Genomic DNA, 24,162 nt, shown 5'->3' with positions numbered 1-24,162 from the left:
GCGAATACTATTTCAGATTTGCCTTTGCGTCAAAGGGGAAGTTGTCGTCCAACGGGAACAGCGGTCTCGGCACCTTCTCGTAGTGCAGAGTCTTTAAGTCTTCATTGGTGCTTCCCTTTGTGAGAACCAGGATGGCGCGCTTTGCATAAGCCTCATGCTCGTCGCCGAGATATCCCAGCTTGCAGACCACAATGGCAGCATCCTCCGGCTTCATGCCCATGGCGAGGAATACCTGCGGCCCGGCATAGCCGATGTGCTGTTCGGCAATGATGAAATCAATGTTGTGGGTGGAGAAGATGGCGGCAGCGCCCTGGTTTCTTCCATGAAGCTCCAGGTTCTCCACATAATTCTTCACAACGCCTGTGGCCGTGATCGGAGAAGAGGTCTTCGTATCATATTTGGCACCGAAGGTCAGGGTGATCTCCTGTCCAACCTTGCCCTCGCAGGCTTTGCATGCCTCCGGATCATAGAAGCCGCCGTAGAGCACCGGCTTGTCCAGGGCTGCAATGCGCGGATCTGCAATCAGCATGGAAGCGAACTCCGTCACATCGGAGGAGGAGCCTGCCGTCGGGTTGTCGCCGGAATCGGAGAAATACACCGGCATCACGCCGTTTCCGATGGATTCCATAGCGGCGTCGATGGCCTCTTTTTCATGGAGAGCCTCAGTCTGGAAGCAGAAATCATCCTTCTTGGACCAGATGAACTCAGCCAGGCGGACAGCCTCGGCGTCTGCCTGCTCCTTGCTCTCTGCGACGACATGGACGGCCACAGAGCTGTCCTCGTTGTCAGCCCAGGGGAAGCCCATAAGATAGGAAGCAGCCATGATGCCCGGCTTCTTTTCGGTTTCTCTGAGCTCCTTAATCAGGGTAATCATCGGCTCCACGGTGGTGGAGGACTGTTCGCCGGCAATGAGGATCGGCACGCGCACCCATGCGGAATGAGCCTTCACGCCGTCCTCTAAGACATGGATCGTCATCTTGGCCGCATGCTCGCCGGTCTCGTAGCAGTCGGTATGGGGGGCACATTTGTAACCGACAAAGCCGTCACAGTTGTTGTGCATCCTGTCGGTCATGGTGGTGTGCATATCTAAGGAAGCGAAGATCGGGATATTCGGGAAAAGGGCACGAAGCTCCTCTAACAGATAGCCCTCAGCCTCTCCCTGCTTTTTGATACGCATGGAGCCGTGAAGGGAGAGCGTGATGGCGTCAAAGGGCTTCTTTGCGTTCTCTCTCTTGGCGATTTCGATGATTTCGCGCTTGATGCCCTGGTAAAAATCGTAATCCACCTCGCCGTTGGGCACAGCCCGGCAGGAAACGCCGGGAACTACCTCATAACCGGCCTCCATCAGGGTTTTCACCACGCCGGTGAGGGAGTCGTTGGGGCGGAAATTATCAAAAAATTCCTGCTCGCGGATGACATTGAATTCCTTTTCCCCGGCTACGATGGGATTGAAGGAATTGGATTCATGATGCATTGCTGCAACAAAAACTCGTTTCATTTTGAACCTCTCTTTCCAAATTAAAAGATGTACTGTGTCTCCTATTCTACTACCGGAACGGACCTTTGTAAACTGCTTTTCCCGGCAGAGAGACGGAAAAAAGAAAATGTGAAAAGTGCACAAAAAACAAAAACGAATTTGTGAATAGTGACAAAAGGGAAAATGCAATTTGATAACACTTGTGCACTATTGCAAAATGAGCTATAATGTAAATACCATTTTGGTATAAAACACGGAAAATAAGTAATAGGAAAGGGAGGATTTACTAAAATGAGAAAATTCATATCTCTTGCGCTGGCCGGCGCAATGGTATTCAGCCTTACCGCATGCGGCGGCGGCAATACGGAGACGACGGCAGCGGCAGCAGCAGACACGACTGCGGCAGCGGAGACTACAACCGCAGACGCAGCGGCTGTTGAGGAATCCAAGGAGGCTAAGAAAGCCGAATCCACAGCAAAGGCTCCTGACAACGACCTTGTAGTCGCTGTACAGCAGGACACCACGTCCATGGACCCGCACGTTGGAAGCAACGGTGCATCCAACCAGGTTCTGAACGAAATGTATGAGACACTGTTAACCTTTGATGAGAACACCAACGTCATCCCGCTTCTTGCAAAAGAGTGGTCTGTTTCTGAAGACGGACGTTCCTACACCTTCATTCTGAATGAGGGCATCACCTTCCATGACGGCGAGCCCTTCAACGCAGAATCTGTAAAAGCCGTTTATGACCGCGGTATCAACGACCCGACCTTATCCCTTTACAGAAACGTAAAGGACTGGGAGAGCGTAACGGTTGACAGCGAATACCAGGCAACCATTACATTAAAAGAGCCGAACAACACCTTCATCAACAAGATTACCCAGGTTCGTATTGCTTCTCCGAAGTCCATGGAACTTGGCACGGACTGGTACACAACACATTCCGCAGGAACCGGCCCCTATGTCTTCTCCGAGCGTGTTGACGGCGGCTACACCAAGATGGTTCGCAACGAGAACTACTGGCAGGAAGGCCCGAAGGTTGATTCCTTAACCTTCCAGGTTGTTCCGGAGGATGCAGCCCGTATCGCAATGCTTCAGACAGGCGAGGCTGACGTTATCAGCCCGGTTCCGGTAACGGACGTTTCCATTATTGAAAACGACCCGTCCATCATCATCGACGTTGAGCCGGCAACTACATACAGATATGTAACCCTGAATACGGAATGGGCGCTTCCGGACGGAAGAAAGCCGTTTGCGGACAAGAGAGTCCGTCAGGCCTGCAACTATGCATTCGACAGCGAAGCATACGCAAAGGTCGTATTCAACGGCTACGCAAAGGCCCCGACCTCGATCTTCTCTGACTCCATCCTGTACTACGCAGAGCAGACTCCTTACACGGCTGACGTGGAGAAGGCAAAAGAGCTCATGAAAGAAGCAGGATTTGAGGATGGCTTCGATGTAGAGATCATCGTAGACAACACCACGATTGAGCAGAAAGGTGCTACGTTCGTACAGCAGCAGCTTTCCCAGATCGGAATCAACGTGAAGCTCCTTCCGAACGAGTCCACTGCAAACGCAGAGAAGACAAGCGCTCCGCTTGAGGATACCACCGTTCAGATGTGGTATGTAAACTGGTCTTCCGGTTCCTACGAGGCTGACGGTTCCATGAGAAACATTCTTCATGGCGAGAAGTTCCCGCCGGAGGGCTACAACACGGCATTCTGGAACAACGAAGAATTCAATCAGCTCCTTGACGATGCACTGCTGATGTCCGACCAGGATGAGATCGCGGAAACATATGCAAAGGCTCAGGCTATTGCATGGGAAGAGTGCCCGTGGATCTTCCTTGGCAACGACAACACCCTGAATGCATATAAGACCTATGTAAACGGCCTTATCTACAAACCGGGCGGAGTTATGGTATTCAGAACCATCGGCTTAGACCAGTAATATATTTAGTTCTCTAAATATTTTTAAGAAAAGGAGTAGTTTTTAACTACTCCTTTTCCAACAAGGAGGTATTAAATGGGGCGTTATATAGCTAGGCGGTTATTAGAATCCATTCCGCTGATGTTGATTATTTCCATCTTTGTGTTTATGTTTATTCATCTGCTTCCGGGCGACCCGGCAAGAACGCTCGCCGGCGTAGAGGCATCGCTTGAAGAGGTGGAGGCGATCCGGGAAGAATTCGGATTAAACGATCCGCTGCTTGTACAGTATTTTAACTATATGAAGGATCTGTTTACAGGCGATATGGGACGTTCCTTAAAGTCCAACCTGCCGGTTACGGACCTGATCTGGTCGAGATTCGTGTACACCATCCAGCTTGTGTTTGCGGGTCTTATATGGGCGCCTGTTCTGGGTATCTTCATCGGAGTTATGTGTGCGATTAAGAGGGGGAAAGTTTTCGACCTTTTCGGCATGCTGCTTGCAATCTGCGGCCTTTCCGCACCAGGCTTCTGTCTTGGCCTTGTGGGAATCCAGTTTTTCTCTGTTAAACTGGGCTGGTTCCCTTCCGCAGGCCTTGATTCCTGGAAGAGCCTGGTTCTTCCGTCCCTTGTCATGGGTACCGGTATCATGGCGACCCTCGCCAGATATTCCCGTTCATCCATGCTTGAGACACTGAGAGAAGATTATGTCCGCACGGCGAGGGCAAAAGGACAGAAAGAGTCCATCGTTATGTTCCGCCATGCGTTTAAAAACTCCCTTATTCAGGTCGTGACAATTCTCGGCTTACAGATCGGCGGACTTCTGTCCGGTTCCGTTATCACGGAGAATATTTTCTCCATCCCGGGTATGGGGCGTCTCTTGACGGACTCCATCTCGTTCCGTGATTATCCGACTATTCAGGGGCTTTTGATGATTTTCGCCCTTCAGTACGTCCTGATTAACCTGATCGTCGACGTATTATACGGCGTAATCAATCCGAAGATCCGTTTCGACTAATAGTAAGAGGAGGATATTATGCCAAATACACAGAATGAACAGGTGAACACCAATGCCTCTTTTGAGGAAAATTATATCGACGAGAACGTCGCCGTAAAAACCAATAAAACAAAAGAGTTCATTAAAAAATTCCTGAAGCGGAAAACTGCCGTCGCAGCTTTTATCGTTATGTGCTTCCTGCTCCTGATTGCGATTGTCGGGCCGCAGTTAGCGCCGTATGCGCCGAATGCGTATGATTATAACAACATCCTTGCAGGGCCAAGCGCAGCCCATCCCTTCGGTACGGATCAGTTCGGACAGGACATCTTCAGCCGTATCCTTGCAGGCGCGCCGTTAACCCTTGGCGTATCGTTATCATCCGTTATCGTGGGCGCTGCCATCGGTACCGTGCTTGGCCTTCTGGCCGGCTACTACGGCGGATGGATCGAGATGCTTGTTATGCGCGGGGCTGACGTACTGTTCAGTTTCCCGGATATCCTGCTTGCAATCGCCATCGTGGCGATCCTTGGGCCTGGCATCCTCAACGTATTTATCGCCGTTGCGGTATTTACGGTTCCGAGCTTTGCCCGTATGATGCGAAGCGCAACCCTTGCTGTAAAGGGTTCCCTTTATGTGGAGGTGGCGCAGAGCCTTGGCTGCAAGGACGGCCGGATTCTTTTCGTACATATTTTCCCGGGCACCATCCAGACCCTGATTGTAAACTTTACCATGAGAATCGGTTCTGCCATCATGGCAGCATCCAGCTTAAGCTTCCTTGGTTTCGGCGCGAACGTAACGGACCCTGAGTGGGGCGCAATGCTCTCCCAGAGCCGCAGCTACTTAAGCACCGCACCTCACATGGTTTATTTCCCGGCGCTTGTAATCTTCATTACAGTTCTGGCATTTAACCTGTTCGGTGATGGCTTAAGAGATACTCTTGATCCGAAGATCAAGTAAGATTGATGCTACATTGAAAGGAGTTTGGGTATGCCACAGGAAGCATTACTTAGCGTAAGAGACTTACGGACTGAGTTTTTTTCAAGCAAGACAAGCAGTGTGACTGCAATCCATAATATTTCCTTTGATATTTACAAAGGAGAGATCCTTGGCCTGGTGGGCGAGTCCGGCTGCGGAAAGAGCGTTACCTCTTTATCCATCATGCAGCTCTTAAAGGATACCCCCGGCAAGGTTACAAACGGTTCCGCAGTGCTGGACGGCGTTGATCTGGTAAAGGCGTCTGACCAGCAGATCCGCGATATCCGCGGCGGAAAGATGAGCATGATTTTCCAGGAGCCGATGTCGGCCTTAAACCCGTCCATGCGTATTGACAAGCAGATGATCGAGACGATCCGCCTGCACAGCGACATGACGAAGGAACAGGCCCTTGCCCATGCGGCAGATATGTTAAAGAAGGTCGGTATCCCGGATCCGCCCCGCGTGCTGAAAAACTATCCGCACCAGCTTTCCGGCGGTATGTCTCAGCGTGTCATGATCGCCATGGCCCTGAGCAACGATCCGCAGCTTCTGATTGCCGACGAGCCGACGACGGCTCTGGACGTTACGATTCAGGCGCAGATCCTGGATCTGATGAAGAAGCTCCAGAAGGAGGACAACTCCAGTATCCTTCTTATCACCCATGACCTTGGCGTCGTAGCCGAGATGTGTTCCCGCGTTATTGTTATGTACGCCGGAAAGATTGTGGAGGAAGCTCCTGTCGAGGTGCTTTTCGGCAATCCGAGCCATCCATACACCCAGGGTCTGATCGCTTCCGTTCCGAAGCTTGGTTCCGGCGTGAAGGTACTTCCGTCCATCCCCGGCAGCGTGCCGGATCTGGCGTCCATGCCGGAGGGATGCCGCTTTGCACCGCGATGCAAGTATGCAACAGACAAGTGCAGGGCGAAAGAGCCGGAATTAGTAACCATTGGCGAGAACCAGAGATGCAGATGCTGGCTGAAGCAGGAAGGATAAGGGGAAACGATTATGGAAAAGAACAAAATTCTTTCATTAAAAAATGTATCAAAGACTTTCCCTGTCGGAAAAACGCTTTTTGGTAAACCAACAAAGTTCGTTCACGCAGTGAACAACGTGTCCTTTGACGTTTACGAGGGCGAGACCTTCTCCATCGTAGGCGAGTCCGGCTGCGGCAAGTCCACCACAGGACGTCTCATCAACCACCTTTTGATCCCGGATTCCGGCGAGGTCTGGTTCCAGGGAAAGGATATTTCCAGGATTTCCCAGGATGAGATGCGCCCGATCCGCAAGGACATGCAGATGATCTTCCAGGATCCGGCAGGAAGCTTGAATCCGCGTATGAGAGTATCGGAGTTAATTGAAGAGCCGCTTCTCATCCATACGGATTTAGACCGGGAAGGAAGAATGAAAATCGTAAACGAGCTGCTCGGCATCGTAGGCTTAAGCGCCAAACATGCACAGCGGTACCCGCACGAGTTCTCCGGCGGCCAGAAGCAGCGTATCGGAATCGCCCGTGCCCTGACGGTAAATCCGAAGCTTGTCATTGCCGACGAGCCGATTTCCGCTCTGGACGTGTCCATTCAGGCGCAGGTGTTAAACCTGCTTCACAGGCTCCAGGAAAGCTACAAGCTGACGTATGTGTTCATTTCCCACGACCTGTCCGTTGTCGAGATGATTTCCGACAGGATCGCGGTTATGTACTTGGGCTTTGTGGTAGAGACGGCGCCGAAGGAGATGCTCTATAAGAACCCGATGCATCCGTACACGGAAGCCCTGCTTTCCGCCGTACCGATTCCGGATCCGACATACCATAAGGAGCGCATCATCCTGGAGGGCGATATCCCGTCCACCATCAACCTTCCGAAGGGATGTCCGTTTGCTGCAAGATGCAAGCACTGCAAACCGGAATGCATGGAGCAGAGACCGGAGACGAAAGAGGTTGAGCCGGGCCACTTTGTAGCATGCCACCTGTACTAAAAATCGGTACGGGTGGGAAAGCGAAGCCGCTTTCATAAATGACTGATGTTTGTTTAGAAGGGAGATTTTTGTCATGAATAAACCGTTAATTGAGGCCTGCGTCGATTCCTACCAGTCCTGCGTAAACGCATGGAAGGGCGGCGCTGACCGTTTTGAACTCTGTGCCCATCTGGCCATCGGCGGCTGCACGCCGTCCCATATCGTGTTCCGCCAGGTGCAGGAAGCCTGCGAGGGCATGAAAATCAACGTCCTCATCCGTCCCCGCTTTGGTGATTTCCTTTACACCGAGAAGGAAATGGAGTTAATGTGCGAGGAAATCAAAATGTTTAAGGACCTGGGCGCCAACGGCGTCGTTATCGGCGCGCTGACGCCTGACGGAGACCTGGACATGGAGAAGATGAAACGCATGATGGACTGTGCAGGCGGCATCGACGTGACTCTGCACCGCGCCTTTGACATGACCCGCGACCCGATGGCAACCTTAGAGCAGGCCATCGAGCTTGGCTGCACGACGATCCTGACCTCCGGCCAGCAGAGCGACGTTGTGGCAGGCAAAGAGCTTTTGAAGGAAGTTTACGCAAAGGCTGCCGGCCGCATCGACATCATGGCAGGCTGCGGCGTGAAGAAGTGGAACATCCAGGAAGTCCATGACTACACCGGAATCGTTGTCTTCCACACCACCGGAAGAAAAGGCGTCATCGACAGCGGCATGAAGTACAGAAAGAGCACGGTTTCCATGGGACTTCCGAGCCTTTCCGAGTATGAAATCTGGCAGACCGATGAGCAGGAATTCAGAGAGTGCGCTGAGATTGTACATGCATTTTAATCATTGACAGACGGCCCGGGCATATTTTTGCCCGGGCTTGTGACAGAAATGGAAAAGTTTATTTTACGGAATCAGGAGAACAGAAAAAATGATGTTTTCAAAACATGCTGCCAAAGCAGCAGAGGTAAAATTTGACGCGCTGCTTGAAAAAGCAGGCGAACCGAAAAAGTCAGAGATTCTCGCCTGCCTGGAGGAAGCCAAAAAGACTGAGTCCGAGGATGTGATGTTTGCGATCCGGTGGATGTATGCCAACAGCCCTCTAAGCGATATGGCGAACTATGATTTTGAAATTTTTAAATCCTGCGCGGAACACGGCGTGTTCCTCAGGGAACATTCCCCGTTTGCAAAGGATCTTCCCGAGGATATTTTCTTAAATTATGTGCTGCATATCCGTGTCAATGAGGAAGAGCTCTGCGACTGCCGGAAGTTCTTTTACGGCCTCCTGGCCGACCGGGTCAATAGCCTTTCCATGCACGACGCGATCATTGAGGCGAACTACTGGAACGCGGAGAACGTGATGTACCAGGCCACCGACGGCAGGACGATTTCCGCACTTGGCGCTTACTACTCCGCTTACGGCCGCTGCGGCGAGGAGTCTGCCTTCGGCGTCAACGTGTTCCGTTCCGTCGGCATCCCGGCGAGACAGATCTACACGCCAAGATGGGCCCACTGCGACGACAACCATGCCTGGGTCGAGGTGTACTGCGACGGCGCATGGCATTTCCTCGGGGCCTGCGAGCCGGAGGAAGTGCTCAATAAGGGCTGGTTCACCAACGCCGCAAGCCGCGCCATGCTGATCCACAGCCGGTGCTTCGGCGAAATCGAGGGCGAGGAGATCATCTCCAAGGTGGGCATGGCTTCCTTCTTAAACAACCTGAAGCTGTATGCCGTTACGAAGAATTTAAAGGTTTCCGTGAAGGACGAAGCCGGAAAGCCGGTTGCCGGCGCCACAGTGGGCTTTGCAATCCTGAATTATTCCAACCTCTTTGATGCCGCCGTCATGACGACGGACGAGAACGGCATGTGCAGCCTGACCTGCGGCCTCGGTTCCATCAACATCCATGTGAAGAAGGACGGGGTGTTCTGCGAAAAGATGGTTTATACGCCGGACGTGGATACGGTGGAGATGGTGCTGGCCCATGAGGAGCCGAAATACGGCGTCTGGGAGCAGTTCGTTTCCATTGCGCCAAAGGATCAGATTGTAAACGGCGCGAAACCTACGGAAGAGCAGAAAGAGCTCTGCATGAAGAAGACGGCTGCGGCAAACGCTAAGCGCGAGGCGCGGGTGGCCGCCATGTTCGATGCCGAAAAGGCAAAGGCGGTTGTGGAAAAATACGGTTACAGCCAGGAAATCTATGACCTGCTGTTTGAGAGCAGAAGCAATGTGACGCGGCTCCTTTCCTTCCTGGAGGATGAGACGTTCACGGCGGCTGAGAAGGAGAAAACGCTTCTGACCCTGTCCAAGAAGGACAGAAGAGACGTGGATCCGGAGGTGCTTAAAGAGGCGTTAGCCCTGTCGAAGGGGTATGAGGCGGAGAATGAGGAACTGTTCTACCAGTACATCGTCTGCCCGCGCGTATCCAACGAGCCCTTAAGGAAAAACCGCCGGTTCATCCTGGACTATTTCAGCGAGGAGCAGAAGGCGGCCTTCCGGAAGAATCCCAAGGACGTCTGGAAGTATATCGAGGAAAACATCGGCTTTAACCCGGACATCGAGTACGGTCAGATCGTGACGCGGCCGGTGGGCGCCCTGACGGTGAAGAATGCCAATGAGAAGTCCAAGAAGATCCTCTTTGTGTCCATCTGCCGTGCGCTGGGCATTGTGTCCAGGGTCAACCCCATCAACCAGCTTGCGGAGTATTATGAGAACGGCCGCTTTGTTCCGGTGGAGATCCTCGATGAGGGCGACTGCACGATTGTATTCGAGAAGGAAGACGGAGAAAACTGGCTGTATTACCCGGATTTCACGGTCGGACATCTTGTGGACGGCGGCTATGAGACGCTGGATCTGGAAGGCGAGAAGTGGGACGGCAACAGGCTTGCAATTACGGTTCCCGGCGGCGACTACCGTGTCATCACCGACAACCGACTGCCCAACGGAAATATCTTTGCAAACAAGTATCATTTCCATCTGGCGAGCGGCGAGACGGTGTCTGTGAAGCTTCAGAAATACCATGCGAACCTGGCCGACATGCTGGACAACTTCGCTCTCGACGAGTTCAAGGTACAGGATGAGGCCGGAAATACGGTTCTCGGAAGCGAGCTTACAAAGAACAAGGCCATCCTCATGTGGCTGGAGCAGGGCAAGGAGCCGACGGAGCACATTTTAAACGAGATGCTGGAGCAGGAGGCCGATTTCCAGGAGATTTCCGCCGACATCATCTTCATGGTAAAGGGAAAAGAGGCGCTGGAGAATGCCAAGCTCCGGAAAGTGTTAGATACCTTTAAGCGGATCAAGGTTTACTACGACAGCTTCGTGCCAAACGTGGAGACGCTGGCAAGGAGAATGTACGTGGATCCCGACAAACTCCCGCTCATCATCGTTACCACGAAGGAGCTCAATGCGGTTTACGCATGCAGCGGCTATAATGTGGGAAGCGGCGACATGCTGGTGAAGATCTGTAAGAACTTTTAAATAATAAGGGCGCTCTCCGTGCGGTGCGGGGGGGGCGCCCTGTGTTTTTATTGAAGGAGTACGCCTATGAAAACAAAACAGGTCAGAACATACCGCTGCAAAAAATGCAATGGATTATTGGAGGGCGAATTTCAAAAGCTGAAATACTGCCCGAGATGTCTTCCCGATGAATGGAAAAAGTTAAAGAGAAGAGTGATTGTCTCCAGCATTGCGGGGATTTTCATCGCAGCCCTTATCATATGGGGATATTATTATGCGAGGAACCACCATTTTGTATCGACGGAAACCGGGTACAAAGGAGATATCTTTGTGCCTACGTTCTGGGGGTATCTTGCCTTTAATGCGAAGACATTTGCGAGAGTCATGAACTACTCTGCGGGATTGAAAGCGTTCCTGGTGTTTTTCTTTTTCTGCACGCCCTTCAGCTCCTTTGTAAAGATCGAGTATCAGACATACCGCCATAAGGCTGAACAGGAGCTGTACCGCCTCGGTTCTCTTGAGGGAAAACTGGCAGCTGCCTCCAACCATCAGAGAATAGACGATGCAGGCATGTTCCTCATGGCGCTGTTTGTCTCGGCTGTTTCCGGCCCGTTTTTCTTCGTGTACCGGTTTTATAAACTGTTCCAGATTTCTAAATTTATGAAAACGGCAGGCGGGGCTGTTGGCTGATGGCGCCTGCGGGGGAAATCTGCTTTGTGCGCTGGCTGCTGTGGAGCAAATGATTTTTGCGGGATTGACATATTAGCAGTGTCTGCGTATAATAATAGTAACAGGCAGTCAGTTGCCTTCAAGTAGGCCGCTTCCGGTTATGCGGGATATAAATAGACCGTGAAAACGTGGTTCGCTTCCGGCCATGCGAATAAGAAATAGGCCGTGAAAAAGTTGTCAAGTCCCTTGCCGGAAATGGTAAGGGACTTAGTCTTTGTGAGGTTACGAAGCGCCCACATTATTTTGCATTTCGTGATAATGCAACGGGGCTTTACTGGTTAGTTCCTTGCAGTTCAAAGGTAGAAAAATTTGAACGTCTGGTACAAAAGAAAAAAGAGCGGCATAAACCAACAAATACAATTAAAATTATCAAAATCTTTGATCGAAAAACGGTACTTCTCTTTCAGGATATGTTTCCCGTGACAATACGATATATTGACGGGCAATATAGAAAAGGCGGTCAGGCAGTAAGAGTGGCAGATCCGAAACAGATCAGGGAATTGGAGAAAACAGCCCGCAAAACGATTGATTTATTACATAGAGGAATTCGTTTTACGCCAACGCAGCCAGATATAATTAGAATTGAAAAAATGATGATGGAAGAATTAGAAAAGGAATGAAAAAGAGGGACGCGGAAAGCAGAAAAAGCTGACCGCGTCCTTTATCTTACTTAATTATTTTAATTTCGGCAGACTGGCAACGGCCATGGACTGTCCGACACGGCGGAAATACTCATCCGGAAGCTTAAGCTGGAACTTGTCTGCAATGTCCGGATACTCGTCCTTTAATACCTTTTCGCAGGTTTCGATCAGAATATCGCCGCCTTTTCCGCTCATAACGCGGCCGAGAAGCAGTACATAGCGGAAGCCGTAGGTCTGGTAGTAGTAGGGCAGTGTATGTCCAAGGTAGCAGCCGATGGACTCGTACACTTTTTTCGCTCTCGGGTCGTCCTCGGCCATCAATGCCTGGACGGCTTTTAATTTTTCTGCCGGGGAAGCGGACTCGTCAAGCTCGATGCCTGCGCGTGGAGCCAGCTTAATCACGCCGTCCTGGGAGAAATATTTGACGCCGCAGCCGATGTCGCCGGCCCACTCGTCGATCATGGCGTTGGGGCTTGCGTCCACCGGAACGAAAGCCAGCTCGTTGAGCCAGCCGGTGATGCGGCCTTCCTCGTCGATGTATCCGACAGCCTCGCTGGTTCCCATGGCGATGCCCAGGACGTTGTTGTCCTTTAAGCTCATGGTTCCGGCCAGGGCCGATACGTCACCGTCGTTGGCAACGGCATAGGGAATGTCGCCGAAGGTGTCCTTGACGGCGCGGATGTAGATATCTTTTACCTTCTCCTCGTAGAGATCCTTCGGAACCTTTAAGAACAGGGACGCGCTCATGGTGCGGTTGTTGATGAAGATACCGGCGGAGGAAATGCCGACGGCATCTACCCGCGGCATATGTGCGGCAGCCGATTTGAAGGCAGCCACGATCCCGTCGTAGTGGTACTGCGGGTCTTCCGTCGTCTTCGGGAACCAGACGACTTCCTCGGAGAATACGGTCTCGCCGTCGATGACAGCGGAAACCTTGCGGTCGGAGCCGCCGGCGTCAAAGCCGATACGGCAGCCCTCTAAGTGGCCGCCGATGGCCTCCGGGGCGTCCTTGGCCTCCGGAACCTTGTCCGTCAGGATCACTTCAAATTCATGCTCATAGATGTTGGACATGAAATCCCAGTCAAATTCTCTTGCGCCGCCCTTGCAGTAGACGCTCTTTAAGTAATCGTAAATGTCTTTGTCATCCACATAGACGCGGAAGCCGCCCTGGAGCCAGATCATCGTCTTCACCAGCCTGTCCATGTAGTAGTGGTTTGCTTCGGTCATCTCCGGCTCCTCGTGAAGCTTCGTATGGCAGGCAGCCATCTGGCCGTCGGCCCGCTCCACCGCAACAGAAACCGGTTTCGTGGCATGCTCAAGAAAGGCGCGGTTAAACTGTAAAAGGGGAGTGAACTCCGGGTCCAGCTCCGGTATATTTTTCAGGTTTACGGAAACGCCATAACAATTCATAATGTAACCCCTCCTATGGTTATTGAATGGTATGTCCAGGGAGTGATGGCCCTGGTGATTTTTCTTCTAAATTATACCATATCCGCGGCCGGTTGTCATTGATTTTCGCAGGTATTATACATCATAAGGGTATTCCGAAATCTCGCCAAGGATGCCGATATCAAAGGCAATGGTTAATTGAGTTATTTTATGTGCGGAGATATAATCATTTGTCACATGATAGGACAGGAGATATTCTTCTAAGTCATGGCTCAGAGCTTCCAGTTCCGCCATGCTTTTTTCCATGTTGCGGTAGTCAAAGGCGTCATCGCGGATGCGGTATTCCACGTACAGCTCGTTTGTTTCCGGGATTATGCCGAATTTTTGCAGGCTGTAAGGGGAATTGGAAGCGAAATAGAGAAAGGCTGCGGTCTGGACGGCGTATTCGTCTCCGGGCTGGAGAGCAAATATGGTTTCATCGCCAATGATATAGGTGGTACTCTGATCATAAACCGGAGTGTGATGATGATCAAAAATGTTGACGCACAGTTCCTTGACCTTCATGTTATAGTAACTGTACTGATGAAAAAAATCACCAATCTGCGCTGCGACATCCTCAGCCAAAACGCCATGATTAAAGTTGTTTAGGGTGTCCATTAAAATATTAACTTCCATCTCCAGATTTTCAAGAGATTTACTGTTTCTGCCTGTAACGACAGACAGGTGATCCTGCTTTAGAACGACGCTGTCCACTTCCGTATCTTCATACTGATTCAAAAATTCTGCAAGTTCATCCGAAAAATATTTTTCACAGGTATCTAAGGGAATTTGATCAAGCTGGAGCTCTAAATTCAGAATATCGCCATCGTCCCATTGTTTCAGTTCTTCGGCCATAGGGACATCGTGTATGGCAAGCTCCAGGGGTTTATTTTCTGTCTTTCTTTCATTTACAGCTTCGTTTTGCGGGCTGCAGGATGCCAGCAATAAAGATGTCAGGAAAAGAAAACAAAAAGTCTTTTTCATAGGCATGTACCTCCTTCTCCCAATATTATACTAAAAAGAGACAAGTCAGTAAATGAAAGTCAGATAATTGTAAGAATAAGTAATAAAATACAGTCATTGAGTTGAACAAGATTCTTAAAAATCCCAGTGAGAATTTTGCAAATATCTGATGACCGCAAAAGAGAAATATGCTATACTAAAAGCAGTGACATTTTTTTGACAGAAAGGGGTTAAAAGGGATGAGAATTTATCGTGAAAAGGATTATGCGGCAATGAGCCGCCGGGCAGCAAACCTGATTTCGGCTGAGGTGATCCGCCGCCCGGACTGCGTACTGGGGCTGGCAACGGGTTCCACGCCCATTGGGACGTACAAGCAGTTAATCGAGTGGAACAAAAAGGGGGATCTGAGCTTCAAAGAGGTTCACACGGTGAACCTGGACGAGTACAAGGGGCTTTCGGCCGACCATGACCAGAGCTACCGCTACTTCATGCAGCACAACCTGTTCGACCACATCGACATTGTTCCGGAGAACACCTACGTGCCCAACGGCCTGGCTGAGGACGCTGAGGCGGAGTGCAGAAATTATGACGAGCTGGTTCGCTCCTTCGGCTATGCGGATTTACAGCTTTTGGGCCTTGGCCGCAACGGCCATATCGGCTTTAACGAGCCGGGCGACGGCTTTGTAAAGGAGACCCATGTGGTAGACTTAACCGAGAGCACCATCGAAGCCAACGCCAGATTTTTTGCAAGCGCCGACGAAGTGCCGAAGCAGGCGCTCACCATGGGCATCGGCTGCATCATGCAGGCACGCCGCGTGCTTTTAATTGCAAGCGGCGCCGACAAGGCAGAGGCCATTTACCAGGCAGTCTGCGGCCCGATCACGCCCCAGTGCCCGGCTTCCATTTTACAGCTTCACTCGGATGTGGTTATCGTGGGTGATGAGGCAGCCCTCTCCAAGTTAGAGGGAACGGGGGTAGAAATATGCGGATAATCGGAGGTTCGGTATTCGATTTAAAAGAGGGGTTCGTGGACAGAACCCTGTGTACAGACGGTGCGGTGATTGCAGGCGAGAGCGGGGATGATAAGACCATAGACGCCTCCGGCTGCTACGTGATCCCTGGCCTTGTGGATGTTCATTTCCACGGTTGCGTCGGCGAGGATTTCAGCGACGCGACGGCTGAGGGACTGAAAAAAATGGCCGATTATGAGCTGTCTGAGGGCGTTTGCTATATCTGTCCGGCCGGAATGACCCTGGGTGAGGACGTGCTCACGGAGGTCTGCAAGACGGCGGCGGCCCACAAAAAGACGGCCGGATCCGGCGCAGAGTTAGTCGGCGTCCATCTGGAGGGGCCGTTCCTTTCCAGTGCGAAAAAGGGAGCGCAGAACAGCGATTTCCTTCATGATCCGGACATCCCGATGTTAAGACGGCTCCAGGCGGCCGCGGAAGGCCTTGTGAAGCTTGTGACGGTTGCGCCGGAACAGCCGAACGCCATGGAATTCATCGAGACGGCCACGAAAGAGGGCATCCATGTTTCCGTGGGCCATACGGTAGCCGATTATGACACGGCTTCGGAGGCGTTTGCAAAGGGCGCAGACCATGCGACCCATCTTTACAACGGCATGCCGTCCCTGCACCACAGAAATCCCGGCGTCATCGGCGCAGCCTTTGACAACGGCCATGTGATGCCGGAAATTATCTGCGACGGCATCCATATCCACGGAAGTGTGATCCGCGCGACGTTTGCCATGTTCGGCGCAGAGCGGATGATTTTGATTTCCGATTCCTTAAGAGCCACCGGCATGCCGGACGGGGAGTATCCCTTCGGCGGCCAGATGATCGAGGTTCACGGGAACCGCGCCACGCTTTTGGGCCAGCCGGATACGCTGGCCGGCTCCGTCACCAGCCTCATGGGCTGCATGCGGCAGGCCGTGAAGTTCGGGATCCCGCTTGCGGATGCAGTCCGCGCGGCTTCCTATAACCCGGCAAAATCCATCGGCATGGAAGGCCGGATCGGCAGCCTGGAAGAGGGAAAGGATGCCACGGCTGTGCTTTTGGACAAGGAGAGCCTGGAAGTAAAGGGAATTGTGTTCCGCGGTGAGATTGTAAAATAATATGTGAGCATTTCCATGTCCCGGCGGGCGGCGCTGCTGTCTGGCCGGGACATGTTTTTGCCGCAGGCGTTTTGCTATATTGGAAGTAGCATTTACGGGAGGCAGCAGTCTATGCGAAATCATTTTATATCATACAAAAAAGCAGCAATTCTTCTGCTTTTTCTGACACTTTTCGTTTCCGGATGTTCCGGCAGGAATGAAAACCGGGCCGATGAAAGTCCGGCGGAAAAACTGGAATCCGTAAGTGAACGTGTAATCATATTGGAAACGGTACCGCCGGAACCGGATACGAAGGAAGCGGTAGTTACAGAAGAAAACTGGGAACATTATTTTGACGGAATCAATGGAGCCGCTGTGATTTATGACCCGGCTGAGAGCAGTTATCATATATATAATCAGGAAATGGCGCTTACACAGCGTTCTCCCTGCTCTACATTTAAAATTATTTCTTCCCTGATTGCATTGGAAAACGGGATGATTGTTCCCGGCGATTCCGTCAGGGAATGGAACGGTGAAATTTTCTGGAATGAGGACTGGAACAGGGACATTGGCTTTGAGGACGCGTTCCGCACCTCCTGTGTGTGGTATTACAGGAAAGTGATTGATGAGATTGGGAAAGAAACCATGCAGGAAGAACTGAACAGGCTCCATTACGGAAATTGTGATATTTCGGACTGGGAAGGCAAGCTGAATACAAATAATCATAACAGGGCGCTGACGGGTTTCTGGATTGAGTCCTCCTTAAAAATATCGCCGAAGGAGCAGGCGGAGGTAATGGAACGCATTTTTGGAGACGGTTCCGTTTATTCACAGGAAACGCAGGACAGCCTGAAGCAGGTGATGCTTTTGACGGAAGTAAGCAGTACCGAAACGATGATTTATGGGAAAACCGGCATGGGAAAAGCCAATGGGGTTACCGTGGACGCATGGTTTACAGGCTTTGCAGACATGGATGACAAAAGGGTATATTTTTGCATCTATCTGGGCGAAACAGAGGGAAAAGACGTGTCCGGCACAAAGGCGAAGGAAATCGCCGTGGAAATGATTGCTGACCTGGAAAGAACCCGGTAAAAACCATGGATTTTCATGGGATTTCGTGACAGAACCTGCTGAAACCGCCCAAAATCAGTTGACATGGGCATGGCGATATTGTAGAATCGAAAGGAGTACCACAAAACCCATGCAGCCGTGCGGGCCGGGCTCCACCATGTCCCAGGTGCCGGGCGGCGGCAAATATTTTAAAGAAATAGGAGTTGATTTTTTTGGATTCAGGGCAAGCCCTGCAAATTTTGATTGTAATTGGGCTATTGGCATTGTCCGCATTTTTCTCTTCTTCAGAGACTGCGATGGTTACGGTGAACAAGATCCGTGTGAGGAATCTTGCTGACGCAGGCTTAAGCAGTGCGGTCGTTTTATCAAAGATACTTGACAACCAGCCGAAAATGTTAAGTGCGATCCTGATCGGCAACAATATCGTGAACTTGTCGGCTTCGTCTCTCATGACGGTGATCGTGACGAAGGCATTCGGCGACCGGTTCGTGGGAATTGCCACTGGCGTGCTGACGCTTCTCGTGCTCCTTTTTGGCGAGATTACGCCGAAGACCACGGCCACCCTCTATGCGGAGACCATCGCGCTGCGGTTTGCGAAACCGATTTATGCGCTGATGCAGGTGCTGACGCCGGTGATTTTTATCGTCAACAAGATGTCCCTGGCAGTTCTCATGGTGCTTCATATTGATCCAAACAAGAAGCAGGACGCCATTACGGAGGATGAGCTTCGTACCATCGTGGAGGTGAGCCACGAGGAGGGCGTCATCGAATCGGACGAAAAGAAGATGATCTACAATGTGTTCGATTTCGGTGATTCCGTGGCGAAGGACATCATGGTGCCGCGGATTGACATGACGTTTGTGGATGTAGGCGCCACGTATGAGGAGGTCATCTCGGTGTTCCGCGAGGAGAAATACACCAGATATCCGGTTTTCGAGGAGACCACGGACAACGTGATCGGCATCATCAACATCAAGGATCTGCTGCTTGCGGAGCCGGGCCAGAATTTCTGCCTGCGGGATTATCTGCGCGAGCCGCTTTATACCTATGAATTCAAGAAAACCACGGAGCTTATGGTGGAGCTTCGCAAGACTCAGAATAATATTGCCATCGTGCTCGACGAGTACGGCGCGACGGCCGGCCTGATCACTCTGGAGGATATGCTGGAGGAGATCGTCGGCGAGATCCGCGACGAGTACGACGAGGACGAGGAAGACCTGGTTCGCCGGGTGGCCCCGGGCGAATATCTCGTGGAGGCGTCTACGAAGCTAGACGATCTCAACGATCAGCTTGGCCTGGAACTGGAGTCGGAGGACTATGATTCCATCGGCGGCTTTGTCATCGGCCTTCTCGACCATCTGCCGGAGGCCGGCGAGGAGGTCACATACCAGAATCTCCGCTTCGTTGTGGAGAAGATGGACAGGAACCGGATCGACGAGATCCATCTGTACATCCAGAGTAAAGAAGACGCTAAAGATGAGGAAATTTAATCTCATCTCTTGACAATTTTTCAGGAAGCGTTTATATTTTTTCTAGCAACCAAAAAGGGAGTAGTTGAAATGTACCGTCAACAATCGCGGCAAATCGCCTGGCGGTGCATACCAGAACTGGTAACGAGACTTTTTGCAGATACGGCTGTTATCTGCAAGAAGTCTTTTTCTTTTGCCGGAAAGATATGCCGGCAGAAAGCCGTCTGGTGCGCCGGCTTCAGCCTGCTCCGAACGATTACAAGGAGGAAATCAGTATGGAATTTCTTTGGAGCGGTCTTTTGTCTATCACATGGCAGCAGATCGTAATGTACGTGGTGGGAATCATTCTCATCTACCTGGCGATTGAAAAAGATTATGAGCCGTCCCTGCTCCTTCCGATGGGCTTCGGCGCAATCCTGGTGAATATCCCGGCCAGCGGTGCTTTAAATCAGTTCATGGAAGGCGTTGGAGAAACCCACGGTATTGTGCAGTGGCTGTTTGAAACAGGAATCGAGGCGTCGGAAGCGTTCCCGCTTCTTCTGTTTATCGGAATCGGCGCCATGATCGACTTCGGCCCCCTGCTTTCCAACCCGAAAATGTTCTTATTCGGCGCAGCAGCACAGTTTGGTATTTTCTTTACGATTGTCCTGGCGTCCATTCTTGGCTTTGATATCAAGGATGCGGCATCCATCGGAATCATCGGCGCGGCCGACGGCCCGACCTCGATTCTCGTGTCCCAGGTATTAAAGTCCAATTACATCGGCGCAATCGCCGTGGCGGCCTATTCTTACATGGCATTGGTGCCGATTATCCAGCCGGCCGTTATCAAGGCTGTTACGACGAAGAAAGAGCGTATGATCCAGATGCCGTATCAGCCCGGCAATGTAAGCCGTTTTACGAGAATTGCATTCCCGATTTTCGTTACGTTTATCGCCGGCCTCGTTGCCCCGGCTTCCGTATCCCTCGTAGGCTTTTTGATGTTCGGAAACCTGATCCGCGAGTGCGGCGCTCTCACGAGCCTTTCTGAGACGGCGCAGAACTCCCTGGCGAACCTGATCACGCTGCTCCTTGGAATCACGATTTCTTTCTCCATGAGGGCAGAGCAGTTCGTTACGCTTCAGACAGTTATGATTATGGCACTTGGCCTGTTTGCTTTCGTGTTCGATACGGTGGGCGGTGTCCTGTTTGCAAAGGTCCTGAACATTTTCTCCAAGAAGAAGATCAACCCGATGATCGGTGCAGCCGGAATCTCCGCATTCCCGATGTCTGCCCGTGTTGTTGAGAAGCTCGGCGTATCGGAGGACCGCACCAACCATCTTCTGATGCATGCCATCGGCGCCAATGTTTCCGGTCAGGTCGCTTCCGCAGTTGCAGGCGGCATTGTCCTGGGATTCTTTATGTAGGAGGTAGCGGATATGAATGCGAATGTTTTGTTTGCTCTTGAAATGATGTGGCAGGGGATGATCGGAATCTTCGTTGTCATCGGAATCCTGGCCCTGGCCGTGTACCTGCTTTCCAAGGCAGGGAACGGGAAGAACTAAAGCTGCTTAGAAAATGAAAAGGAGAATTTCCCTGCTGGTATGGACGGGCGGGGGGATTCTCCTTTTTTGCTATCAAAAAACGCCGCAGCTCTCATCCCCGGGGCTGCGGCGTTTTTTGGACATGGAAACCCTCGTCCATGCCATCTCAGCTCATCATTCCGCCTGCCATCCCGCTCAAAGCGCACATGGCGAGGACGGTCAAGGTATGTACGGTATCGCCGGAAACGCCGCCGTTTTGGAGAAAGGACATGAAGAACAGGGCCGCGAAGTAGAGAAGGCCGGTGAGAAAGCCCCAGACGAACCGCCTCGTTTTCATGGCCTTGCCGGAGAGGAAGCCGCCGGCCAGGCAGGAAATGATGTAGACGGCGTTGATGCCCATGTCCACCTGGCTTTCCGGCAGGCGGAATTTCCAGAGCGCCAGTGCCAAAAGCACCATCAAAAGGCCGGAAATCACGTAGGTGATGATGAGCGTCCGAACCATGAGCCACGGCTTGGATTTTGCCATAGGGACTCCTTTCTGATGTGTGACTGTCGTTTTGTTTAATATATTCGCGGAGGCGGAGGATTATCCCAGGCAGCAGTTGTATTTCGGAAAACGGGATGGTAAAATTAAGACAGGAAGGAGGGATGCACGATGTCAGAAGAGAATCTTTGGAATCTGATTTTAAAGCTGATAGGCGGCCTCATAGTGGGCTTTCAGATTTTTCTTGTGATTTTTATGCTCTTATTTTCTAAGGAACCTGCGCCGGCCGACCTGTCGGTCATACCGATGGACTATGAGACATGGGGAGAGTATCTGAGAAATCCCGTGCCTTTCAATGAAACACTCTTTCAGACTACCTGTTTTATTGTCCTGTTTTCCCAGGTCTTATGCCTGTTTTCTTTCCTGTACCTGCTTTCTGAAAGAGGACGCAGATTTTTTCTGCCGCTTTGGAAAATCGGCCTGGCGGTTGCTCTGGCGTTTGCCGTCCGCGGGTTCTGTATTTTTTTAATACGGCAAAATTTTACTTCCTATTATATGTTCATGGAATATCTGGAGCCGGAGATTATCATGCTGTTACTGGGATATTTTTTGAGAGAGGCGGTAAGAGGCGGAAAACGGCACCGTAAAAGCCGGGAAACCTGCGGAGACTTTGCCCGGCAATAAATCACTGCCGCAGCTATCGATTTGGAGCAGATAGGGGATGCCGCTTTTTCTGTTTCAACAAATCGGTTGCCGTCGGCTATCGATTTCCCGTTAGGTGCATTTACGGAAATCAGTTTCATGTATCACGATGAATATTTGCTGGATTTTATCAATACCGAAGAGTTAAATTTGAATGCCCCACAGGATTTGAATGAACAGGAACGGAAAAACGGGGAAAATCCGTCTATTGGAATTTTGTTATGTAAGGAGGCAAATTTTTAGCATGTTTTCGGTATGACGTACGCGCTCCGGTAAATGTCCTGTACGCCGCCTATTTTTTCCTTTTAAAGAAGAGAGGTAAGGGTATGGAAGCTTTATCGGGCGAAACGCCGAAACATATTGCATAATGAAGTTTCCTATGGTATAATCGGGTCACGAGTTTGAAAAAAGCAGGTGAATTATGCCCTGCGGCAGGAAGAACCTGCGGGAATAGAAAGAACAGGAGGATTTAAGGAAATGAAACACGTTAAGACATTAAGCTCCAATACGTTAAAGAACAGCATGAAGAAGGGCGGCTGCGGCGAGTGCCAGACATCCTGCCAGTCCGCATGCAAGACATCCTGTACAGTAGGAAACCAGAGCTGTGAGAACAGCAGCCGCTAGTGTAAACTGCGGAAAGAAAAGAGCCATTTAGACAGACCCCTACGGTCGTATGATTGTAGGGGCTGTTGTCGATAAAATGGCTTTTGTCTCAAGTGCCGGCGCGCATGACGTTCCGGCAGCCGTGCTTTGGCGTGGGAGTCCGGCGAGCCGGGCTTTTTTCTTTGCCAGGGCATCATGCGCTTCCAGCGCGGGGATATGGATAATAGATAGGAGAATGGATTTGATACACCAGTATATCAACAATGGCTACTACATCGTTTTAGACGTCAACAGCGGTTCTGTCCATGCGGCGGATGCTTTGCTTTACGATGTGATTCAGGTTCTTTCCGAGCGGGTGGAGGACATGGAGAAGCCGAGGGCGCTTTCCGACGAAGAGAGGCAGGCAGTCCGCGATGCCCTTTCTTCCCGGTATTCCAAGGAAGAGCTTTCCGAGGCACTGGCCGATGTCCAGGAGCTCATCGACGCGGAGGAACTTTTCACCGCGGATATTTACAAAAACTATGTGGTAGACTTTAAAAAACGCCAGACAGTCGTGAAGGCGCTCTGCCTTCATATTGCCCATGACTGCAACCTGGCCTGCAAATACTGTTTTGCGGAAGAGGGCGAGTATCACGGGCGCCGTGCGCTCATGAGCTTTGAGGTCGGGAAAAAGGCTCTGGATTTCCTGATTGCAAATTCCGGGAACCGCAGGAACCTGGAGGTAGATTTCTTCGGCGGCGAGCCGCTCATGAACTGGAATGTTGTAAAACAGCTCGTGGAATACGGCCGTTCCCAGGAGGAAAAATTTAATAAGAAGTTCCGCTTTACCCTGACGACAAACGGAGTCCTTTTGAATGACGAAATCATGGAATTCTGCAACAAGGAAATGAGCAACGTCGTTTTAAGCCTGGACGGACGGAAGGATGTCAACGACAACATGCGCCCGTTTCGGAACGGCAGCGGCAGCTATGACCTGATTGTGCCGAAGTTCCAGAAGTTTGCCGCTTCCCGCGGGGATAAGGATTATTTTGTGAGGGGCACCTTCACGAGACATAATCTGGATTTCGGCGAGGATGTGCTTCATTTTGCGGATTTGGGCTTTGAAAAGCTCTCCGTTGAGCCTGTCGTGGCGCCGCCGGAGGCAGATTACTCCATCAGGGAGGAAGACCTGCCGGCAATTCTTGAGGAATATGACCGCCTGGCAAAGGAATTTGTGAAGCGGACGAAGGAAGGCCATGGATTTAAGTTCTTCCACTTTATGATTGACTTGAACCAGGGGCCGTGCGTGGCAAAGCGCCTTTCCGGCTGCGGTTCGGGAACCGAGTACCTGGCCGTGACGCCATGGGGCGACTTTTATCCGTGCCACCAGTTTGTAGGCATGGAGGACTTCCTTCTCGGAAACGTGGACGAGGGGATCACCAACACGAAGGTGCGCGATGAATTCAAGCTCTGCAACGTCTATGCAAAGGAAAAGTGTAAGGACTGCTTTGCAAGGTTTTATTGCAGCGGCGGATGCGCGGCCAATTCCTACAACTTCCACGGCTCCATTACCGATGCCTATGACATCGGCTGTGCGATGCAGAAGAAGCGCATCGAATGTGCGATCATGATTAAGGCAGCCCTGGCCGACGACGGCGAAGAGGCTTCCGAAGAATAATATTATACAAAA

23 protein-coding genes are annotated in these 24,162 nt (G+C 51.3%); 19 read left to right on the top strand and 4 right to left on the bottom strand.

The annotated features are described in order from the left end of the window. Positions 1-7: 7 nt before the first annotated feature. Positions 8-1,498 (bottom strand): M81 family metallopeptidase, encoded by a 1,491-nt coding sequence (locus KE531_05015; protein MBR9952987.1) that lies wholly within the window; start codon positions 1,496-1,498, stop codon positions 8-10. A gap of 270 nt (positions 1,499-1,768) precedes the next feature. Between KE531_05015 and KE531_05010 the strand changes: the two genes are divergently transcribed. From KE531_05010 to KE531_04970, 9 genes are all read left to right on the top strand, one after another. Further along, complete coding sequence (locus tag KE531_05010) at positions 1,769-3,427, top strand: peptide ABC transporter substrate-binding protein (protein ID MBR9952986.1); 1,659 nt, start codon at positions 1,769-1,771, stop codon at positions 3,425-3,427. A 75-nt stretch (positions 3,428-3,502) separates the two neighbouring features. Next, positions 3,503-4,423, top strand: a complete 921-nt coding sequence (locus KE531_05005) for an ABC transporter permease (protein MBR9952985.1) — start codon at positions 3,503-3,505, stop codon at positions 4,421-4,423. A gap of 18 nt (positions 4,424-4,441) precedes the next feature. After that, positions 4,442-5,359: an ABC transporter permease subunit gene (locus tag KE531_05000; GenBank protein ID MBR9952984.1), complete on the top strand. Its 918-nt coding sequence runs from the start codon at positions 4,442-4,444 to the stop codon at positions 5,357-5,359. A 30-nt stretch (positions 5,360-5,389) separates the two neighbouring features. Continuing rightward, positions 5,390-6,370, top strand: coding sequence for an ABC transporter ATP-binding protein (locus tag KE531_04995; protein ID MBR9952983.1), 981 nt, complete (start codon positions 5,390-5,392; stop codon positions 6,368-6,370). A 12-nt stretch (positions 6,371-6,382) separates the two neighbouring features. After that, positions 6,383-7,351 (top strand): ATP-binding cassette domain-containing protein, encoded by a 969-nt coding sequence (locus KE531_04990; GenBank protein MBR9952982.1) that lies wholly within the window; start codon positions 6,383-6,385, stop codon positions 7,349-7,351. 73 nt (positions 7,352-7,424) lie between these two features. Beyond that, a complete protein-coding gene (locus KE531_04985; GenBank protein ID MBR9952981.1) occupies positions 7,425-8,177 on the top strand; it encodes a copper homeostasis protein CutC in 753 nt (250 codons plus the stop codon). 88 nt (positions 8,178-8,265) lie between these two features. Next, positions 8,266-10,812, top strand: a complete 2,547-nt coding sequence (locus KE531_04980; GenBank protein ID MBR9952980.1) for a transglutaminase — start codon at positions 8,266-8,268, stop codon at positions 10,810-10,812. A 66-nt stretch (positions 10,813-10,878) separates the two neighbouring features. Next, positions 10,879-11,481: a hypothetical protein gene (locus KE531_04975; protein MBR9952979.1), complete on the top strand. Its 603-nt coding sequence runs from the start codon at positions 10,879-10,881 to the stop codon at positions 11,479-11,481. A gap of 458 nt (positions 11,482-11,939) precedes the next feature. Then, on the top strand, positions 11,940-12,140 hold the full coding sequence (locus KE531_04970; GenBank protein ID MBR9952978.1) for a hypothetical protein: 201 nt from the start codon (positions 11,940-11,942) through the stop codon (positions 12,138-12,140). Positions 12,141-12,194: 54 nt separating this feature from the next. On the opposite strand, the gene KE531_04965 is transcribed toward KE531_04970, so the two are convergent. Both KE531_04965 and KE531_04960 read right to left on the bottom strand, forming a co-directional pair. Next, positions 12,195-13,571, bottom strand: coding sequence for an ROK family protein (locus KE531_04965; protein MBR9952977.1), 1,377 nt, complete (start codon positions 13,569-13,571; stop codon positions 12,195-12,197). A gap of 114 nt (positions 13,572-13,685) precedes the next feature. Next, positions 13,686-14,573, bottom strand: coding sequence for a hypothetical protein (locus KE531_04960; GenBank protein ID MBR9952976.1), 888 nt, complete (start codon positions 14,571-14,573; stop codon positions 13,686-13,688). A gap of 218 nt (positions 14,574-14,791) precedes the next feature. On the opposite strand from KE531_04960, the gene nagB reads away from it, so the two are divergent. From nagB to KE531_04930, 6 genes are all read left to right on the top strand, one after another. Beyond that, on the top strand, positions 14,792-15,544 hold the full coding sequence (gene nagB / locus KE531_04955; protein MBR9952975.1) for a glucosamine-6-phosphate deaminase: 753 nt from the start codon (positions 14,792-14,794) through the stop codon (positions 15,542-15,544). Then, positions 15,535-16,665 carry an N-acetylglucosamine-6-phosphate deacetylase gene (gene nagA, locus KE531_04950; protein ID MBR9952974.1) on the top strand — a complete coding sequence of 377 codons (1,131 nt, stop codon included), beginning with the start codon at positions 15,535-15,537 and terminating at the stop codon, positions 16,663-16,665. The genes nagB and nagA overlap by 10 nt, the downstream gene beginning before the upstream one ends. Before the next feature lie 111 nt (positions 16,666-16,776). Next, positions 16,777-17,736: a class D beta-lactamase gene (locus KE531_04945; protein MBR9952973.1), complete on the top strand. Its 960-nt coding sequence runs from the start codon at positions 16,777-16,779 to the stop codon at positions 17,734-17,736. Positions 17,737-17,927: 191 nt separating this feature from the next. Continuing rightward, positions 17,928-19,205, top strand: a complete 1,278-nt coding sequence (locus KE531_04940; protein ID MBR9952972.1) for an HlyC/CorC family transporter — start codon at positions 17,928-17,930, stop codon at positions 19,203-19,205. 254 nt (positions 19,206-19,459) lie between these two features. Continuing rightward, on the top strand, positions 19,460-20,587 hold the full coding sequence (locus KE531_04935; GenBank protein ID MBR9952971.1) for a sodium ion-translocating decarboxylase subunit beta: 1,128 nt from the start codon (positions 19,460-19,462) through the stop codon (positions 20,585-20,587). Between the two features lie 12 nt (positions 20,588-20,599). Continuing rightward, positions 20,600-20,725, top strand: a complete 126-nt coding sequence (locus KE531_04930) for a sodium pump decarboxylase gamma subunit (protein ID MBR9952970.1) — start codon at positions 20,600-20,602, stop codon at positions 20,723-20,725. Positions 20,726-20,870: 145 nt separating this feature from the next. On the opposite strand, the gene KE531_04925 is transcribed toward KE531_04930, so the two are convergent. After that, the gene (locus tag KE531_04925; GenBank protein ID MBR9952969.1) at positions 20,871-21,230 is read right to left on the bottom strand and encodes a TIGR04086 family membrane protein; all 360 of its coding nucleotides are present in this window, start codon (positions 21,228-21,230) and stop codon (positions 20,871-20,873) included. 129 nt (positions 21,231-21,359) lie between these two features. On the opposite strand from KE531_04925, the gene KE531_04920 reads away from it, so the two are divergent. The 4 genes from KE531_04920 to scfB all read left to right on the top strand — a co-directional run bounded on the left by KE531_04920 (position 21,360) and on the right by scfB (position 24,150). Next, the gene (locus KE531_04920; protein ID MBR9952968.1) at positions 21,360-21,872 is read left to right on the top strand and encodes a hypothetical protein; all 513 of its coding nucleotides are present in this window, start codon (positions 21,360-21,362) and stop codon (positions 21,870-21,872) included. Positions 21,873-21,893: 21 nt separating this feature from the next. Further along, the gene (locus KE531_04915) at positions 21,894-22,133 is read left to right on the top strand and encodes a hypothetical protein (GenBank protein MBR9952967.1); all 240 of its coding nucleotides are present in this window, start codon (positions 21,894-21,896) and stop codon (positions 22,131-22,133) included. A 234-nt stretch (positions 22,134-22,367) separates the two neighbouring features. Next, the gene (gene scfA, locus KE531_04910) at positions 22,368-22,514 is read left to right on the top strand and encodes a six-cysteine ranthipeptide SCIFF (protein ID MBR9952966.1); all 147 of its coding nucleotides are present in this window, start codon (positions 22,368-22,370) and stop codon (positions 22,512-22,514) included. Positions 22,515-22,728: 214 nt separating this feature from the next. Continuing rightward, positions 22,729-24,150, top strand: a complete 1,422-nt coding sequence (gene scfB, locus KE531_04905; GenBank protein MBR9952965.1) for a thioether cross-link-forming SCIFF peptide maturase — start codon at positions 22,729-22,731, stop codon at positions 24,148-24,150. The last annotated feature ends 12 nt before the right edge of the window (positions 24,151-24,162 follow it).

Source organism: Eubacteriaceae bacterium Marseille-Q4139, assembly GCA_018223415.1.
GTDB lineage: Bacteria > Bacillota > Clostridia > Lachnospirales > Lachnospiraceae > CABSIM01.
The sequence above is the reverse complement of the archived record's forward strand: the minus strand, read 5'-3'. Positions and strand labels throughout refer to the sequence as shown.